The 17,321-nt window shown below is 46.0% G+C and carries 14 protein-coding genes and 1 pseudogene; 12 read left to right on the top strand and 3 right to left on the bottom strand.

Features of this window, described 5'->3' with window-relative positions:
- Window positions 1-377: 377 nt before the first annotated feature.
- Complete coding sequence (locus E5S67_RS27715; RefSeq protein WP_339382749.1) at window positions 378-1,061, bottom strand: DUF1345 domain-containing protein; 684 nt, start codon at window positions 1,059-1,061, stop codon at window positions 378-380.
- Between the two features lie 193 nt (window positions 1,062-1,254).
- Here E5S67_RS27715 and E5S67_RS27710 point away from each other — a divergent pair, with 193 nt between their 5' ends.
- The 8 genes from E5S67_RS27710 (at window position 1,255) to E5S67_RS27675 (ending at window position 12,306) form a co-directional block, all read left to right on the top strand.
- On the top strand, window positions 1,255-1,509 hold the full coding sequence (locus E5S67_RS27710) for a hypothetical protein (protein WP_172192057.1): 255 nt from the start codon (window positions 1,255-1,257) through the stop codon (window positions 1,507-1,509).
- Between the two features lie 82 nt (window positions 1,510-1,591).
- Window positions 1,592-2,659, top strand: a complete 1,068-nt coding sequence (locus tag E5S67_RS27705) for an Hpt domain-containing protein (protein WP_172192056.1) — start codon at window positions 1,592-1,594, stop codon at window positions 2,657-2,659.
- 228 nt (window positions 2,660-2,887) lie between these two features.
- Entirely contained in the window at window positions 2,888-3,352 is a 465-nt protein-coding gene (locus tag E5S67_RS27700; RefSeq protein WP_172192055.1) for a transcriptional repressor, read from the top strand.
- Window positions 3,353-4,076: 724 nt separating this feature from the next.
- Window positions 4,077-6,293: a hypothetical protein gene (locus tag E5S67_RS27695; protein WP_172192054.1), complete on the top strand. Its 2,217-nt coding sequence runs from the start codon at window positions 4,077-4,079 to the stop codon at window positions 6,291-6,293.
- A 47-nt stretch (window positions 6,294-6,340) separates the two neighbouring features.
- A complete protein-coding gene (locus E5S67_RS27690) occupies window positions 6,341-8,326 on the top strand; it encodes a DUF3685 domain-containing protein (protein WP_172192052.1) in 1,986 nt (661 codons plus the stop codon).
- Between the two features lie 219 nt (window positions 8,327-8,545).
- Entirely contained in the window at window positions 8,546-9,031 is a 486-nt protein-coding gene (locus tag E5S67_RS27685) for a CRR6 family NdhI maturation factor (RefSeq protein WP_172192050.1), read from the top strand.
- Window positions 9,032-9,336: 305 nt separating this feature from the next.
- The gene (locus tag E5S67_RS27680) at window positions 9,337-10,869 is read left to right on the top strand and encodes a phytoene desaturase family protein (RefSeq protein ID WP_172192048.1); all 1,533 of its coding nucleotides are present in this window, start codon (window positions 9,337-9,339) and stop codon (window positions 10,867-10,869) included.
- A 222-nt stretch (window positions 10,870-11,091) separates the two neighbouring features.
- Window positions 11,092-12,306, top strand: coding sequence for an FAD-dependent oxidoreductase (locus E5S67_RS27675; RefSeq protein ID WP_172192046.1), 1,215 nt, complete (start codon window positions 11,092-11,094; stop codon window positions 12,304-12,306).
- 146 nt (window positions 12,307-12,452) lie between these two features.
- Here E5S67_RS27675 and E5S67_RS27670 read toward each other — a convergent pair whose 3' ends face one another.
- Entirely contained in the window at window positions 12,453-13,325 is an 873-nt protein-coding gene (locus E5S67_RS27670; RefSeq protein WP_172192044.1) for a pentapeptide repeat-containing protein, read from the bottom strand.
- A 1,178-nt stretch (window positions 13,326-14,503) separates the two neighbouring features.
- On the opposite strand from E5S67_RS27670, the gene E5S67_RS27665 reads away from it, so the two are divergent.
- Window positions 14,504-14,767, top strand: a complete 264-nt coding sequence (locus E5S67_RS27665) for a helix-turn-helix domain-containing protein (protein ID WP_172192042.1) — start codon at window positions 14,504-14,506, stop codon at window positions 14,765-14,767.
- A complete protein-coding gene (locus E5S67_RS27660; protein WP_246277009.1) occupies window positions 14,764-15,369 on the top strand; it encodes a hypothetical protein in 606 nt (201 codons plus the stop codon). The genes E5S67_RS27665 and E5S67_RS27660 overlap by 4 nt, the downstream gene beginning before the upstream one ends.
- A gap of 49 nt (window positions 15,370-15,418) precedes the next feature.
- On the opposite strand, the gene E5S67_RS32780 is transcribed toward E5S67_RS27660, so the two are convergent.
- Window positions 15,419-15,556 (bottom strand): hypothetical protein, encoded by a 138-nt coding sequence (locus tag E5S67_RS32780; RefSeq protein ID WP_216670756.1) that lies wholly within the window; start codon window positions 15,554-15,556, stop codon window positions 15,419-15,421.
- A gap of 427 nt (window positions 15,557-15,983) precedes the next feature.
- Here E5S67_RS32780 and E5S67_RS27650 point away from each other — a divergent pair, with 427 nt between their 5' ends.
- Both E5S67_RS27650 and E5S67_RS27645 read left to right on the top strand, forming a co-directional pair.
- Window positions 15,984-16,535, top strand: coding sequence for a heme NO-binding domain-containing protein (locus E5S67_RS27650; RefSeq protein ID WP_172192039.1), 552 nt, complete (start codon window positions 15,984-15,986; stop codon window positions 16,533-16,535).
- 14 nt (window positions 16,536-16,549) lie between these two features.
- Window positions 16,550-17,239, top strand: a pseudogene (locus E5S67_RS27645) (hypothetical protein); the annotation flags it as partial.
- Window positions 17,240-17,321 lie beyond the last annotated feature (82 nt).

Raw genomic sequence — 17,321 nt, 5'->3', positions numbered from 1 at the left:
AGTTGACGTTGGAAGTTATTGCTTCTTTGACGGGATGGGAATTTATTTTAGATGCTCTATCTGTAGCATGACTTTAGGAAATTGGTATTAATGGTCTGATTTTTGACGTTTTATGGCTTAAGAATATTTAATTCATGCCCTCACGTCAATTTTTAGATATTCCTAACTGGGTGATACCATCATTGCACAGATTTTTGGGTGTTTTTACTCACTATTATCTCGGATGATTCACTTTTACTCCCTCAAGCAATGTATGTGCCAGTTGGGGGTGCGGAATGTGGGTTCTTTAATCTAACTCTGGAATATGTAGCCGATCGCCGATGCCATCGGCAATTTAGGCTACTACCCGTTCCATTTACCGCTGGGACAGAATAAAGTCAACTCAATCCCGCAATAATATTGACGCTCATAGCCAGAATAGCGGTGTTAAAAAAGAACGACAGCACGCTGTGAAAAAGCACGAGATACCTCGTGGAACGAGAAGTGATCTGCACGTCTGCAACTTGGCAAGTCATGCCAATACCAAAGGAGAAATATAAAAAATCTTTGTAATCTGGTTCCTCGTCGCCCGGAAAATCCAAGCCCTCCGCCTGCAAGTAGCTGCCGTGCTGCTTGCTGCGGTTTTTGTAGTAGCTGCGGGCATAGTGCATCGTGAAGATAGTGTGTACCTGCATCCAAGACCCAACAATTGTGAGGACAGAAAGCCCCAAGTGCAGAAATAGCAAATTCGGTGACAGGCCTTTGGTATCGCGCAGCAAAAAGAAGATAGCTAACAAGCTAGCAAAAGCGGCTGCCACGATCGTACTTAAGATTGTTAAGCGGCCAGCATCCAACTGCTGAGCGTGGTGGCGCATCATTTCGGGAGTGCCTTGCAGCATCAGTATCCAAGTCAAAATCAGAAAACTGACCGCGCCCGCGTTCCAAATGCACAGCGTCCGAGTCAGGGGGAGATAATCAGGCGGCAGCAACACAGCAACTGCCATAGCAAACAGAACAGACACAAACACGCGGTGCCGGACGCTCCAAACCCAGTGAATTTTAGATTGGGAAACATTTTTCACAGTAATCTAGTGTAATTTACGCACAGTAAGGGTTAGAAAATCTCAACTACTGCCATCTTCGCAGGAACTCCCAAAAAATAGGTATGAATTGGTAGCACGCAGCACAGCCAGGCTTTTTCATGCCTTTCGATAGATCGATCGACCTCAACGTTCTAGGTACAGTGGGAGAAAAGATAAATTGCGGTTTGAAATTATGGCATCCTCCCAACCCCTCAAAGGCATTGAATTGATCGACTGCGCCAAAGCTAACGCCCAACAAGGAATCGCCACAGCCGCTGAGCTTTGCGGCTACGGAGGCGACCTCAACACCTTCGAGCGGGAACTGAAACAGGCTTGCCAAAATATCGGCGTCGAAGTCAAGGAATTGAGCGATTTGATTACAGATCAGCAGATGATGAAAGAAGGAATGGGCATTGAAATCGCTCCAGATACTCCCTCAGAACTCTAGACTCAATCTCCACCGCACCAGTTTTAGAGTTAAGACTGCCCCGACACCAATATTTTGAGTCTGCTAGCTGAGGCAGGCTAGAATGTTTTGCATGGGAGCTTCCGACTTTAGCCATGAGTCGCGTTTTCTCCCGCGAACAGGGTGCTTTCTGGAGGGTGCTGAGATTGTTAGGAGGACTGTCGTGTCAGATCAGCAAGACCGAATTATGCGTTTGTTTATAGAGGAGGCTAAGGAGCACCTCGATACTCTAGAAAATGGTTTAGTGGATTTGAAGTCCACGATGAAAGACCCCGAAAGCGTCCAAGAGATGTTTCGAGCCGCCCATTCCGTGAAAGGAGGGGCGGCAATGCTCGGTTTAGATAGTATTAAAACAACCGCTCACCGCTTGGAAGATTGTTTTAAGGTGCTCAAGGACGGGCCCGTCAAGCAGGTTGACCAAACGGCAGAATCCCTATTTTTAAAGGGAGTTGATACGCTTAAGGACTTGCTGGGGCGACTGGAGGGGCCTTTCGGCTTGAGGAATGAAGAGGGAGAAAAACTCGTCCAGCAGGTGATGCCTGTTTTTGCTCAACTCGAAACTCACCTCAATAAATTGGCGTCGGGCAAAGTGCAGGCGGTTGCTGCTGGGTCTGGTGCGCCCGCCGCTCGAACAGCGGGCGCTGTGCCGGCAAATTTTGCTGTTGAAGTGATGACTTTGCTTAAAGAAATGTTGCAGGTGTTCAAGCAGAAAGAATCGGTTGCTAGTCGCTCCGAGTTGACGGCTGTTTGCGTTCGCCTCTATAAGTTGGGAGGTAAAATTGAGACTTGGCAAAATTTAGTGAAAACAGCTAGAGCGGCGATCGTTAATCCCAAAAACTCTTATAAAGTCTTAGCTCCGCTGATTATCAAAGAACTCAAAGAAGCAGGGGATTTGGTGCAAGGGGGGAAAGTCAAGGCGATCGCTCCGAGTAAAAATTTGCTACTTTTGGCAGCAAGCCCAAAACCAGCAGAGGAAAGCGCCCCAACAGCCCCAGCAGCAGCGTCCAAGCAAGTAGCACTTCCCGCCGAACCGAAGGCGGTAGTCAAGCTTTTGCTCAAAACCTTCAACAAAAAGCAACTCTCGGAAATCGCCAAGTTACTCGTTAACGCCCTCAGAACACCCTCAAACTAGGACTTGTTGCAGTAGAAGATAGAGTCAAAGCAATATTTTTGAGGCGGATAATTTTCTGGTGGGTGCTGGCAGCATGAGTTGAGCAGCAACTCGAAAAAATTCACTCAGTCGAAATTTTTGCCCTCTACCTTCTACTGTTGGGTAACCCTGCGTTAGAATTAGTAAATATGTGGGCGTGCAATATTGTACCTGAATTAAAAATCGAGCAGGCTTTATAAGGCGGTAGCTGTGAAACCAATTCGTTCATTAGAAGATGCTTTAAATCGCTGTCAGGCGATGGGAATGCGCTTGAGCCGCCAGCGTCGATTTATTCTAGAACTTTTGTGGGAGGCAAAAGAACACCTCTCGGCTCGCGAAATTTACGATCGCCTCAACCAACAAGCGCATTCGATCGGGCATACTTCGGTTTATCAAAATCTAGAAGCTTTGTCGAGAGAAGGGATTATTGAGTGCATAGAACGCTCGGAGGGACGCTTGTACGGCAATGTCAGCGATTCTCACTCTCACGTCAACTGTCTGGATACGACTCAGATTCTCGACGTTCATGTGGAACTGCCGATCGAATTGATCGAACAAATCCAGCAGCAAACAGGTGTCAAAATAGTAGACTACCGGATAGATTTCTACGGTTATCGAACGGCAGAGTCCGCAGCGCAAGCATCGAGTGTCAGCGATACGCCAAAGGCTTCGTAACCGATAAAGTCGCTGCTGTTGGAAGCAAAACCGATCTTTTGGCTCGACCTGTAGGTCGTATAAAATGATTTAAGTATTTAGCTGCGCTCGATCAGTTTTTTTGCCGTCTCCCGCCTGAATTTGGCACAGTAGAGAAGAGTAAAACTCGATCGCCAAACTTGGCGATCGGGAATAAATTCGACTAAACAAAAAAAATCCGTTCTACCCCCTACACGTAAGAGTTTAGAAAAAATTGGGCTTTTGTACCCCCTAGATTTTTTAGTCCGCTTGGAGTGGACGAAAGTTTGTTTTGTGTAGTTCCCGTTTCAAGCGCTGAGTCTTAATAAAAGGAATTTATGACCCAAATTTATGATTAGACCTTACTTAAACCCCTTCAACTTTATCTGCGGAGTAAAATCTAAAATCTAAAATCTAAAATCTAAAATCTAAAATTGATCGACTGACGGGGGCTTTATACTGTTTTTTTTGCTAAACGGCTGCGGGATCTGTGAATAACTGTTTGATAACTGGTATGATTTACGTGCTTCGAGAACCGAAAATGCTCAGAAGCAACCAGTGGGGCCAGACACGAACCTCACTATAAAACGCCGTAGAGGGAAAGATTGCCAGTACCTTGAACGGAAGTTCTCGATCTCCTTAACAGGAGTCAGAAGCCGACATCACAATCTATGATTTGATGTGGGAGTGTCACATTCTAGTGCGCATTACAGGACAGGCTGAAGTAATGGCGAGACGACAATCTGACCAATTCCACACACCACCGCAATACAACCCATCCCCCAAACCGACGGCACAGTTCAGTGCACAGGCGACAGGCGATGCGAGTTCCTCAGTAACGGCGCAGCCGACCGAGGGAAAAAGAACTTTTTGGCAGTGGCAACTTATCTGGCTGAGTCTCCTGGTGGGATTTGGAGTAACGGGGGCCGCTGCATTTCTGTGGTTGCTGACGATGCCGCCGCCGCCCAATTGCCAGCAACTGTCGCCACTGGCAGCGGATGGAGAGCGACTTTACTGCGCTCAGCAAGCAGCTAAGTCGGGCAAGCTAGAACAGCTAGAATCGGCAATGGCGCTGGTGCAGGCTTGGCCGAAAGAACATCCGCTATACTCCCAGGGTCAACATTTGATAGGAGAATGGTCGAAAGCCATTCTGGGATTTGCCAGGGCAAAAATTGAGCTGGGCGATTTGAAAGGCGCTCTGGAGATTGTGGCGAAAATTCCGAAAACCAGTCCGTCTTACCCAGAGGTACAGGAGGCTGTGACTGCTTGGGAAAAAAATTGGCAGGAGGGCCAAAAACTCTACGATACAGCCCTAGCAGCTTTGAAAAGTGAGGATTTAAGGAAGGCTTGGGATTATGCTCAAGCTCTGTTTAAGCTGGAAAATGTTTTCTGGAGTCAGAAACGGTACAACGAGCTGATCCAGCAGATTTCTTTAGAAAGAAACGGCTGGCAGCGCTTGCAAGAGGCTAGAGATTTGGCGCAGGACGGAACTCCGCAAAAGTTCGCTGAGGCGATCGTCCTGGCTCGCAAAATAGACTCGCAGCTTTTTGCCCGCGCTAAAGCTGAGAAGGAAATTGAGGGCTGGAGCCGGACTTTGCTGGCAATGGCTACTAAGCGGTTGGGGGCGAAAGACCTGCCGGGGGCGATCGAGGCGGCTTCTGTGGTGCCGCAGGATTCGCCGCTGTTTGCGGAAGCTCAAGATTTGATGCAGTTGGGTAGAGCTCAGGCAGTGACCTGGAACCAGTCGATATCAACTCCGCTGCCGCAACACGTTTTTAGCTTGCTGGAAGGGCAGGGGGCTGCTAGCCAAATTGCTCCGGGTCGCCCTCTGTACAAGCAAGCTCAAGTTCAAATTGAAAATTTGCAGGTGCAGTTTCAAGATTTGCTGCGTCTGCAAGTGGCGAGTACGATCGCTAGTGTCGGTCAGATAGGGACGTTTAGACTCGCGATCGAGCAAGCGCAAACCATCGGACTCAAGCAGCCGCGGCGGGTTCACGCTCAAACTTTGGTGGCTACTTGGCGCCGGGAAATTCAGCGGATCGAAGACCAATCTTTTCTGACCCTGGCAAAGCAGTTGGCAGAGCCGCAAACGGTTGAAGGACTCAAGGGCGGCATCGCTCAGGTAGTTCTGATCGCTCAAAACCGCCCCCGCAGAATAGAAGCGCAAACTCTTTTGGCTCAGTGGACCAAACGCATAGAAGTTATTCAAGATCAGCCTTTTTTGGATGAAGCGATCGCCCTGGCAAAGCAAGGAAAACTTAGCGCTGCTATTGAAAAAGCTTCGGCAATTAAGAGCGGTAGGACTTTGTACGCCAAAGCTCAGGATAATGTCTATCAGTGGGTGAGCGAACTGCAAGTTGCTCAAGACCGACCGATTCTGGATCGAGCTTCGGAATTGGCGTCTCAAGGCAGTCTAGGAGCGGCGATCGATACGGCTTCCCAAATCGGTTACGGTAGGGCGCTGTATTCAGAGGCTGCAGGTGCGATCGGGCGCTGGAGTGCTGAACTTAGAGCCAACAGTGCACCGCCGCCGGAACCCGCTCGCGATTACGCGCCGGCTCCGCAACAGGAGTACGCGCCGGCTCCGCAACAGGAGGAGTACGCGCCGGCTCCCCGACAAGAGGAGTACGCGCCTCCTGCGGAGCAGGCTCCGGCTCCCGAGCCTTACTATCCGCCCGCGAGCCAAGAGGCCCCGGCTCCCGAGCCAGAACCTTACTATCCGCCCGCAAGGGAACCGGAACCTTACTATCCGCCCGCGAGGGAGCCGGAACCGGAACCTTACTATCCGCCCGCGAGGGAGCCGGAACCTTACTATCCGCCCGCGAGAGAAGAGGCCCCGGCTCCGGCTCCGGAACCTGCTCCTCCGGCTCCGGCACCGGAACCCGCGCCGCCCTCGATTCCTGAATCGGCTGGGCCTCCGGATGGTAATTTGATCCCCGAGTAATTGGGTTTTGGCGCGATCGAACTCTAAAATCTCAAATGTAAAATCGAGTGAGTAATTTCCAACTGCTGTCGATCGATGGCGACCCCATTTTCCGGCTGGGGCTGCGAGTTGCTTGCGAGCAGTATCCAGACTTGGAAGTTGTCGCAGAGGTTTCAACGGAAACCGAGGCTTTGGGGATTCTAGAAGCTCGCTCGATCGACTCTGGAACAGCCAAGAAGCCTGCTGATTTGACCATTTTGGCTGTTGAGACTTTAAATTGGCGATCGGGTCAAACAGAGGCGCTGGCATTTTGTCGCGAACTCAAAAATTTGTACCCCAACCTGCCACTGTTGCTGCTAGGCGGGCCGCTGACACCGGAGCAGTTGGCGGAGGTACAAGCTGCCGGCGCGAATGGGTATTGTCCTAAAGGTAGAGATATTTCCCTGACAATGGAAGCTATTCGCGCGGTGGCATCGGGTCGCACTTATTGGGCGACGGATGCGGCAACTAACCCGGAAATAGAACTAAATGCAGCGGTTGTTCAAACACTAGAAAACTCGGCAGCAATTGCCGATAAAAATGCAGATGAGCCGACAGTTGATACGCCAGTACACAAAAAAATGCTGGCTTATTTTTGTCTGTCTGGACTGCGGGAAATAGATGCAGCTTTGGCGGTTGTCAAAGCTGATTTGCAAGAGGTTAGAGCCGCAGATCCGACTGATTTGCCCTCTATTTTAGATGGGGTTGTACTCAGCGGGCGTCGCAGAGAATTGCTGGCCGCTCGTTGGATTGTCAGTCAGTTATTATTTGAAGGAAAAGGGGAGAAGGCAGAGGGAAGGAGGAAGTTCGGCAACGGATTTAACGGAGGTGGCTTAAGGGAAGAGGTTGGAGGAAAGAATGAAGAGGAAGACGGGAGAAGGAAGACGGGAGAAGGAAGACGGGAGAATTTGTTAAATAGTTCTCAATTGCAAGTAGCGAATTCCCAAGTTTCGGCTGAAGCTTTGGCGGTTGCAACTAATTGGCAAGCTAGCTTGTTTGACTCGGCGGCAGCTAAATTGCAGTTTGATTTGGTGAATTTGACTGGCTTGCCTTTGGAAATAGATATTTTGCGATCGACCAAAAAGCGCGAATTGATGAGTTCCATCCTGCGGAAGTTAGAAGACTTGCTGGAAGAATTGCGCTTTTCGCAAGTGCAGCAAACTCAATTGTCGCAAAAAATGCCTGCTATCTTACGGGATTTGTGGGAGGCGACAATTATAGATTTTTTTGGCAGATACTATACACTGCAAACGGGAGAAAATGGGGTTTTTGATGGCAGTCAAACCAGCTTGAAACTGGCAGAAACTCAAGGGGGAAACGCTGCTGATATCTTGGCAGGCAGCGGCGTAGAAGTTGTGCCGGTGCTGCTGGCAGATGCTGATGTAGTTGCAGCCGAAATCCTTGACAAAATACCGATGACAGTTGATTTGTTTGCACATTTGCTATTTGAAATTCCTCTAACAGTTGACAATGCTTCTTGTGTTGCTGGCAGCCCGGAAGCGATGCAGCGAGCTGAAGCTTTGTTGGAAAATTTGGCAATTCAAGTTGCTAGCGGAGTGGTACAGCCTCTGCTAAATAATTTGGCGAATATTGAGGAAATCAAGCAAATATTTTACGATGGTAACTTGATTTCGACACGAGAAATTGAGCGGTTTCGCAATAATTTGTCGTGGAGATATCGCTGGGATAGCTATTTTGTGGAGCCGAAAGCTATTTTTGAAAGCAGGTTTTGGCTGTTTGTTTTGGGCGATTCTGGAATTAATAGAATTTCTATTTACGCTCCGCGAAATCTGGAGTTAGCACAGCTTTCTGGGTGGCAGTTAGCCTTGACTTTGCTGCTGGAAACCAGGGATGCGATCGCACCTAGAGTTCGCGCGGTTATTTCACTGTTGGGTGCTGGGGTTGTTTACGTTTTGACTCAGGTTATAGGGCGGGGAATTGGTTTAATCGGGCGGGGAATTATCCAGGGGATTGGTAATTCTTTGCAAGATAGCAAGTTTGGGAAAAATGGGTAATGCTTCGGCAACGAGTAGTAGAAAAGATTGCATAAATCTTTGATGCAAGAGGGAAACCGCTGATTAACGGGGATTAACGCCGATGCCTTTCAAGATATTTTGCCAAGGCCTGCAACAGTTCTAGTTTACGGGATTTAACAGATTTGATATAACTGGTGATTGGTGATTGGTAATTGGTGGTATTATAGATAAAACTTAATGCTATAAGGTTGACTTTTTATGAGTATTATGATAGCGATAGATGCCGATCGCATAAACAGTTTAGATTTGTCTCCGGTGCGGACTGCGATTGAAAAGTGGCTGGCCGAAGGAGCGATCGCCCAAAACGAACAACAGCTACAATTTGAAATTGAGTATCCCCGCGAAGAGTTAGATCCGCGAGAAATTTCGGAAATTCCCGAAGTGCGGCTGTGGTTTATTCGCTTGGATGCTTGTTACCCTTGGCTGCCCTTTTTGCTGGATTGGAAAGCGGGAGAATTGGCGCGCTATGCCGCGATGTTGGTGCCGCACCAGTTCCACCGAACCCAAGGTATTCAGTACAATCCTGAAGCTTTGGAAATGTTTTTGATGAACAAAATTTTTGTGTTGACTGATTGGTTGAATCAGCAGGGAATCCCCAGTAAATCGAAGTTGATGGCCATGTCGCAGATGTTTGGTTATGATTTGGAGGATGCTTTTTTTGATGTGATTGTGCCGCACAAATAAGCGAGCGCGCCTCTAATTAAAATCGTCCTAATTAGGTAGGCTACTCTATGCCTTAAGAGTTACCAACACAGGTATAAACCCGGTTTCTTCCCTTGTGTGGCGGGCTTTCCAGTCCGCCTCCGCAGCTATAAATTCTATCCGCAACAGCTTGATTAAGCTTAACAGCAACCGTACTCAGACTTTAATACAATCCTTAAATCAGCGCGCCTCAAAAAATTGTTGCTGGACTTCAGAATTTTCTCAGAATTGATAGTTAGTTTAAATAGACAACGATCGCCCCATTCAATCGATCGAGGAAATTTCCCATGACAACAGATTACCTCATCGTCGGCAGTGGTTTATCAGCACTGGTTTTCGGAGCTTTGATGGCAAACTCCGGCAAAACCGTGCACATCCTCGAAGCTCACGAACATCCGGGAGGTTTTGGTCACACCTTTACGATGGCCAACAAATACACGTTTAATGCCCAATTCCACTACGTTTGGGACTGCGGCGAAGGACATACCGTCAATCGAGTTCTCAAAAAACTCGGTCTCGATCGAGATGTCACGTTTGAGCGGTACGATCCGAATGGGTACGACCACATGAGAATGCCTGGGTATGCGCTGGATATTCCCTCGGAACCAGAGGAACTGATCCGCAGATTGTCGGCGCTGTTTCCCGAAGCGGGCGATAGAATTCGCCAATTCGTCAACGAAGTTGAGAAAACCGGCGAGGGACTCAGAAAACTTGCTCCTCCCGTCAAACCAATTGAATTGCTCAAAAATTTCGGTGACGTATTCTGTGCTGTCCAACACCTCAACAGCACGCTTCAGGACGTTTTCGACAAGTTCCAACTCCCGCAAGCCGCCCAAACCCTATTAGCCCTGCAATGGCCGGACTTTTTGCTGCCCCCAAATCAGCTTTCTTTCTATGCTTGGATTGCCTTGTTTAGAGGCTATCAAGAAGGTGCATTTTACCCGACGCAGCATTTTGAAGATGTCATCAATTCTTTAGTTAAAGTCATTGAATCCAACGGGGGGAAAGTTCTACTAAACCATGAAGTCACGAATTTTAGGGTGACAAACAGAACAGTAACGGGAGTTGAAGCGATGGATTTGACCACGCATCAAACCCATGAATTTACGGGCGAAACGGTGATTTGCAACCTTGACCCGAAAAGAGCGGCCAAGATGATTGGAGAGGAACTGTTCTCTAAAGCTGTGCGGCGCAAACTCAACTATGAGTATTCTGCATCTAACTACATGGTGTACTGCGTTGTCAAAGATATCGATCTCCGAGAGTATGGATTTGGCAAGTGGAATACGTTTCATTCGGAACATTTGGATCTAAATGAAGCGTTTGCTCAAATGTATGACCACAATGATTTTTCTCGTCCGAGCTTTGCAATTACAACGCCAACTTTACTGACGGAAGCGCGGCGGGATTGCCCAGAAGATTGTCAAATTGTCGAATTTTTGACTGTTGCTAATTACAGCTATTTTAAACAGCTTTGGGAGAGCGATCGCAAAGCTTACAGACAGAAGAAACAAGAGATTCTGGACTCGATTTTAGATGTTGTTGAAAAAGACTATGTTCCGAATTTCCGCAAACACATGGTCTTTCATATTACCGGAAGTCCGACGACTAACGAGCGCTTCTGTTGGTGTCCTAACGGTAATTCCTACGGTTCCAACCTGACGCCCCGCAACATGGGAGTCGATCGACTAAATCATGAAACATCCCTCAACAATTTCTATTTCTGCAACGCCTCCTCGGGCTATCCAGGCTTTGCGCCGACATTTTGGACGGGGGCGCTGCTTTATCAACGTTTATCCGGCGATGCGATTTTAGGCTAAGGAAAATTGGCCGTTGGTTATTTTCCTGTTTATCTCGTTTCTTGGCAGAGCTAAGCAATGAATTTCTGGAGGCTCTGCCTCCTTTTAAAAATGACGACGGAGAGCAAGAGTGAAATGCGTTCTCAGGTTCTACCTGGGAACGATCATTTCTTCCTTCTTCCTTCTTTTTACCCTGAGCGAAGCCGAAGGGTCTTCTTTCTTGTATCAATTTAGGAGTTAACTATGAAAATTGCAATTGTTGGGGGCGGAGCGAGCGGTATGGCAGCAGCCTACTGGCTCGATAAACAGGGGCATCACGTCACTGTTTTGGAAAGGCAGCCGATTTTAGGCGGACACATTCGGACGCTCAACAAAAATGTTGCGCCCAATCAATCGGAGTGCAATGAAATATTAGAAAATGGGGTGCTGGAATTTCCCACTGTGTTTTACAATTTCGTGGCTTTTATGCAGGAGCTAGACGTTGAATTAGAACCCGTGCAGATTGGTTCCGCGCTGTTTCTTAAAGATGGCGATCACTTTTTGTCTAAGGTTTCGATCCGGAAAAATTTTACCGGAATCCAACGCCTGATCGAGTATTTGCGGCTCGATAGTATCTACGCTCGTTCGGCTGCATTTATTTTAAAAATGCGGTTTGCTAAACAGCACGATTTCTACGATATGCCACTTTCTCAGAGTTTGAAAAGCTCGTGCATCCGCAATTATTGGCTGAAGTTGCTGACGATGTACAGCTACTCGATACCGTTTGAATCGCTCGACAATTTTCCGTCGGAATTAGCGCTGCCTGTTCTGCGCGAATATGCCTCGGTCAACTGGGTGAGGATTAAAGGCGGGGTGTATTCTTACATTGAAAAGATTCTGGAGCGGTTTAAGGGCGATATACGGCTGAATGTGGAGATTGCCCAGACTTTCAGAAGTGCTGATGCTGTACAAATTGTGCTTTCTAATGGGGAGAGTCAGGAATTTGATAAGGTGGTTTTTGCGATGCCACCAGACCAAGTGATGAGGCTGTTGTCCGATCCGACGGATGCGGAAACGAAGCGGTTTTCGGCGTGGAAAGGCAATTATGCAACGACTGTGCTGCATTCGGATACATCAATGTACGATCGCTACGGTATCCGCAATTTATCAGAATTTGATTTTTTCGAGACGGACAAGGGATGGGGATATAATGCTAGCTTGAATCAGCTTTGCGGCATCTCCTCGCCACGAGAGTACAGCTTAGCGTTTCAACTGGAGGAGTCGATCGCCAAAAAGGACATTATTCACATTCAGAAACATCACACGCCGCTGTACACTGTCGAGTCTTTTCGATATCGAGATGAAGTTATCGAGACTAATGGCGAGAACAACACTTATCATGCGGGAGCTTATTTGGGGAATGGTTTGCACGAAGGAGCTATTACCTCTGCTTTGCGAGTCGCGAAATTAATTGGGTGAGCTCAATTGTGATGCTACAAACTTTCGCAAATATGGGTGAATTTCTTGCCGGTGCAGCACTCTCACAAAAGTAATGATATCTGCATCAAAAGTTAAACCAATGCCAGAGCCGCCGACTCGGATGCGAAATTGATTTTTGCCGCTGACTAAGCTGGGACACCACCCCCCGCAGGTAAGTAGGCATCATGGCTCACAGATGCGGGCATTGTCGAGCCGCCTAACTGAGTACCCTCAAAGTTGGCTCCCATGAATGTGGCCCCGCTCAAATCGGCTTCGCTCAAGTCTGCATAGCACAGCCTAGCCCAATCGAGGTTTGCCTGCACCAAAGAAACTCCCACCAGATTTGCCCTGGTTAAATCTGCTCCCATCAACTTGACGCCCCGCAACTGAGCCCCGCTGAGATTGGCAGCTAACAAGTTCGCGCCTTCCAAGCTTACCCCGTTCAGTTTGGCTTCGCTCAGGTTGACGCCATTGAGATCCGTCCTGCTCAGGTCGATGCCGTTGATGTAAGCTTTCCTGAGATAGATGCCTGTTAGTTGAGCGCCAAAAAGCCTTGCACCGCTAAGTTTTGCCCCCCCGCAGTTTGCCCAGTTGAGGTTTGCTCCCGTGAGATTCGCGCCCCGCAGGTTGATGAATTGCAGGTCGGCTGTACACAAATTGGCGTTCCAGAGGATGGCACTCCGCAGGTTGCTACCTATGAGTTGGGCGCCACTCAACTTTGTCCTGGGCAGTTTCGCTTTGACGAGGAAAGCTCCGCTGAGATTGGCTTTCGTTAGCTCTGCGTCCGCTAGTCTGACTTGGCCCATTTTGGCAAAACTCAGATTTGCTCTGTAAAGGTTTGCGTCGTTGAGTTCTGCTTTGCTCAGATGCGCCCGACTCAGGTTAGCTCCCGACAGGTTAGCCCTCGAAAGATTTATCCCGACCAAGATGGCTCCGCTGAGGTTCGCTCCGCTGAGGTTTGCGCCAGCAAAGTCTCTGTTTCCATTTTCGTACTCTTTGAGCAGCTCGGTTACTTCCATTGTTGTCAGATTCCTAATAGGGGAAATTTATCTATAAATACTCACTTTTTATAAGTATTTTATATCACACGGAACGGATGCGATCGCACTTTAAAGAAAGCTGAAAATTAACTTTATATTTTTAAGTATACTTTGTTCTTTTTCAATAGTCCAGAAAGTTTTTATGCCGTAGTCTGAAACCCTTGATTTTCCGTTGAAAGCTTTTATGCCTCGGTAAGCGTTGCTTGCGTTTATACGATCGCCCTGAAACCCTTATTCTAAGGTTGGCACTCAAAAGCTATCAGAAGTCTTGCATTAACAACTCTATATATTCATGGGTAACTTTTGTATAATTACCTTTTTCACTTCTGTCGTGCATTGATTATATATGCTCGGACTATCCCTCTACACACCAATATGCTTATGTGTTATGGCTACCACCTAAAAAATTACTAATTTATTGACACTTTTTTTCATTATTTATAATTAATTAATCTCCTTATTGTCAACTGTGGCGAACAGCTTTTTTGAACTAAGACTGCAAATTTGTTCGTTGTGTTCGCGCCAGGTGGGGCGAAGGCTGGTCTAGTCGTAGCTCCATATTTTATCTACTGTCATCTTTCATTAAAATTAGATATGGAACAGCTTAATAAGCGAGAATTATTCTCTATTGTGTCGCTGCTATTCTACGATCGCGCTTTTCAAGATTTCCTTTAGTCGATCGGGGTTAAAAGTAATTTTCAGACATTCTACTTCTGAGGGATTTATCGATCGACCTAACGATAGAGGCTATTCGCTCAAAACCTAGGGGATAATATACAGCAGATTGTACAAAACTAACAGCGAGTAATATCTGTATACGATCGCCCCCTCTACTGGCAGTTAGGCAGATGTGTCAATCTATGTTATGCTGAGTCAAAATTGAGGAACGATCATGTCCAAAGAAAGAAAAAGCAACAAAGAAATCAAAAAGCCAAAGAAACAACCTGATGGTGTTGCTAAACCCAAGGATGACAAAAAAAATTATGGTAGCACTGAGGGCCGCAAGTAAAGATAGCTGCCACTCTCAGAATTGCGATTAATTTTTTGCAATTGTCATTACTATGGATTTTTAACAGATTTAAATATCCTAATTTTGGGATAATCAAAAAACAGGTTTATTATATCTAGGGGAGATGCAGTGCTAAACCCAAAGTATAATGAAATCTGTTTTTAGCTATGAATATGAAACCTTCCGTTGCTGTATGATTGCGGCTCGTAAAGAAGCGCAACTAACTCAGGAGTCTGTTGCTAAATCTCTTAAAAAGCCCCAGTCTTTCGTAGCCAAATATGAAAACGGTGAACGACGTTTAGATGTAATTGAGTTTCTGTTAGTTGCTCATGTAATTGGTGTAGATCCTTGCGATATTATTAGGAAAATTTCACAAAAAATATCTGAAGCATCTTGTGAGAGCGAGATATGAATACGCAAGATGCAATCAGACTTGCATCCCAATATCTAGATCGCTTATCGGGTAACACTTTCGACGTTTTAGATGTATCTAAACCTGTCACCGTAAATGCAGCGGTGAACCTCTCTAAAGTAATCTCCAAACTTTCACCGTTAGTGGGAAATTTAATCGAATTTAACACAGTTGAATTCTTGAATCAACAAAATGAGTTTGCTGAATTTGGCACGTGGCAGAGGCAATATCCGGGATTTCCAGATACTATTTTTGCGGGTATAGTTCAACCAACGCCAGGATTAGAAATTCAAGCCTGGTTCCCATTAGCAACAGAGATAACAGTACGTTTCAAGGATAGTCAGAATCAGTTTAGGTTCGATCGGACTCACGTTGCTATCCTGGCATGGCTACCCGATAAAATCATCTATGGCAAGCCTCGCATTCTTGATGTGTGCGTTGTCTCTGGTTTATCGGTAGCTGTAGCGAGAGATACCCACTATCACAATCCGCCGGATTATCTTGTTTTAGAGCCGGAAGATACAACTCAAAGAACAGCAAATTTGCAACAGACGTGTCTCCTTCAAACCCAAGAATACCGTAAGCTCCATCTGAAACGATGACAGTAGGTTGCTCCCAATTGCCGTATTGCTGGAGACTACCGCCGAGATATCAAGTAACGTATTCGTCACTCCATGCAGAAAAATTCAAGTTGGTATTGAGATTAGCTTTTTTTCCACGACCAACAGTGCTAGTCGCCTTGCTTTTTAAGATGCTGGGAGAATTCGCTTCAGGGTTACATCGACTCATTTGTTGATTTACGTGGTTCTAAAAATTCAGTAACTAATACCTTATCCTATTTTGGGATATCTGGTTGGTAAGACCGTACAGTGTCGAACCCTGAGAGACGACAGCCTCAGTGTTTCAATCCCTAATAGGAATTTATTGTGATTGCGGCAAAAAAGAGGTAAGAGCTCGCTCAACCCAACAAATCCTCAAAAATAACTCTGGCGGATCTACCCAGCCTACAACAATTTTATATTTAAGTGGAAATATTTAACTTTACTAAATATTTAGGTAAAGACACAAAATGATGACTAACTATCTATCGTACAGAAAATTGTGATATGATACACGAAATTTCGATCGGTGTAAATTCTACAGTCAAGAAACTGACTTTATATCATTTGTTTTTATTTTATAACGATAAATTCCCGTATAAGTGGAGGAATTTGAAATGTATGGTTTAATTAATCGTGCGATTCAAGAGATGGTATGCGAGCATTTTGATGAAGCTACTTGGGAAAAAATTAAGCAGAAAGCGCAAGTCCTAGACGAGCAATTTCTCATTTTAGAAGCTTATCCTGATGATTTAACTCATCGTCTAGTGAAATCTGCTAGTGAAGTGCTGGGCTTTTCTGGCGCACAAATTATGCAGGATTTTGGCGAATACTGGGTTAAATATACTGCTAGTGCGGGTTATCAAGAAATACTAGATATGGCTGGAGATACATTACCAGAATTTCTCGAAAATCTAGATGATTTACATACTCGGATTGGGGTGCAATTCCCTAAGTTGCGACCACCATCTTTTGAATCTACAGAAGTTGCCGAAGATGTGATAGAGCTGCATTATCGCTCTACACGGGAAGGTCTGGCACCAATGGTAGTCGGGTTAGTCAAAGGTTTGGGCGATCGCTTCCAGACAGAAGTTGATATCACACAAACTCAATCCCGTGAAGAAGGATTTGATCGTGACACATTTCGTATTGAGTACAGATCAGAATAGACTGTAAGTGATTCATGACTAAGCCGCTCTATACACTGAATCCCCAGATGTTTTGCGATATATTTCCATTTCATATAGGATTTAATCAAAATCTAGAGATTGTCCAAGTTGGGGATGTATTGCAACGGACTCATCAAATACCATTATTAGGTGAACAGATAGATCGACATTTTCAAATTCATCAGCCAGCGATCGCATTTGACTTTTTGACGATTCAGAAAAAAATCAAATCATTATTTATTCTGGAATCCCAACATAACTCTCTACGATTAAAGGGGCAAATGGTCTATCTAAAAGACGATGACGTGATCCTCTTTATCTCCTCGGTGTGGACTCCCGACTCAAGCCTACTATTGAAATTAGCGGTTAAGTTGAAAGACTTTGCAATCCACGATCTGACTCCCGATTTTTTGTTTTTGCAACAAACTAGCCAAACAGCTCTTCGGGAAGTTCAAAGCCTTACAGAAGAATTAACTAAGCAGAAAAATGAGCTTCAAGCATCACTAGAGGTTCAGAAAGAACTGACCTATTTATCCCAAATTCAAGCACAACATTTAAAGCAAGCCTTGAGTGAACTTCAGGAAACGCAATCACACCTAATTCAAGCAGAGAAAATGTCAAGTTTAGGCCAGTTAGTTGCAGGAATTGCCCATGAAATTAATAATCCGGTCAATTTTATTTATGGTAACTTGAAATACTGTAGTTTAGACTAAAAAATGAGCGCAGCTAAAAGTAGCCACCTTTGAATGTCAGGCAAGCTGTTGCTCAAAAACTCAAAAAGTAGAA

The sequence above is a fragment of the Microcoleus asticus IPMA8 genome (genome assembly GCF_013179805.1).
GTDB lineage: Bacteria > Cyanobacteriota > Cyanobacteriia > Cyanobacteriales > Microcoleaceae > Microcoleus > Microcoleus asticus.
This window is presented reverse-complemented; position numbering and strand designations above follow the sequence as displayed.

Excerpts from the sequence above, each read along its gene's own strand:
- E5S67_RS27680 (WP_172192048.1), top strand. The coding sequence starts at position 9,337 with ATGACAACAGATTACCTCATCGTCGGCAGTGGTTTATCAGCACTGGTT.
- E5S67_RS27660 (WP_246277009.1), top strand. The coding sequence starts at position 14,764 with ATGAATACGCAAGATGCAATCAGACTTGCATCCCAATATCTAGATCGC.
- E5S67_RS27650 (WP_172192039.1), top strand. The coding sequence starts at position 15,984 with ATGTATGGTTTAATTAATCGTGCGATTCAAGAGATGGTATGCGAGCAT.
- E5S67_RS32780 (WP_216670756.1), bottom strand. The coding sequence starts at position 15,556 with ATGAGTCGATGTAACCCTGAAGCGAATTCTCCCAGCATCTTAAAAAGC.
- E5S67_RS27675 (WP_172192046.1), top strand. The coding sequence starts at position 11,092 with ATGAAAATTGCAATTGTTGGGGGCGGAGCGAGCGGTATGGCAGCAGCC.
- E5S67_RS27695 (WP_172192054.1), top strand. The coding sequence starts at position 4,077 with ATGGCGAGACGACAATCTGACCAATTCCACACACCACCGCAATACAAC.
- E5S67_RS27710 (WP_172192057.1), top strand. The coding sequence starts at position 1,255 with ATGGCATCCTCCCAACCCCTCAAAGGCATTGAATTGATCGACTGCGCC.
- E5S67_RS27685 (WP_172192050.1), top strand. The coding sequence starts at position 8,546 with ATGAGTATTATGATAGCGATAGATGCCGATCGCATAAACAGTTTAGAT.
- E5S67_RS27670 (WP_172192044.1), bottom strand. The coding sequence starts at position 13,325 with ATGGAAGTAACCGAGCTGCTCAAAGAGTACGAAAATGGAAACAGAGAC.
- E5S67_RS27705 (WP_172192056.1), top strand. The coding sequence starts at position 1,592 with ATGTTTTGCATGGGAGCTTCCGACTTTAGCCATGAGTCGCGTTTTCTC.
- E5S67_RS27665 (WP_172192042.1), top strand. The coding sequence starts at position 14,504 with ATGAAATCTGTTTTTAGCTATGAATATGAAACCTTCCGTTGCTGTATG.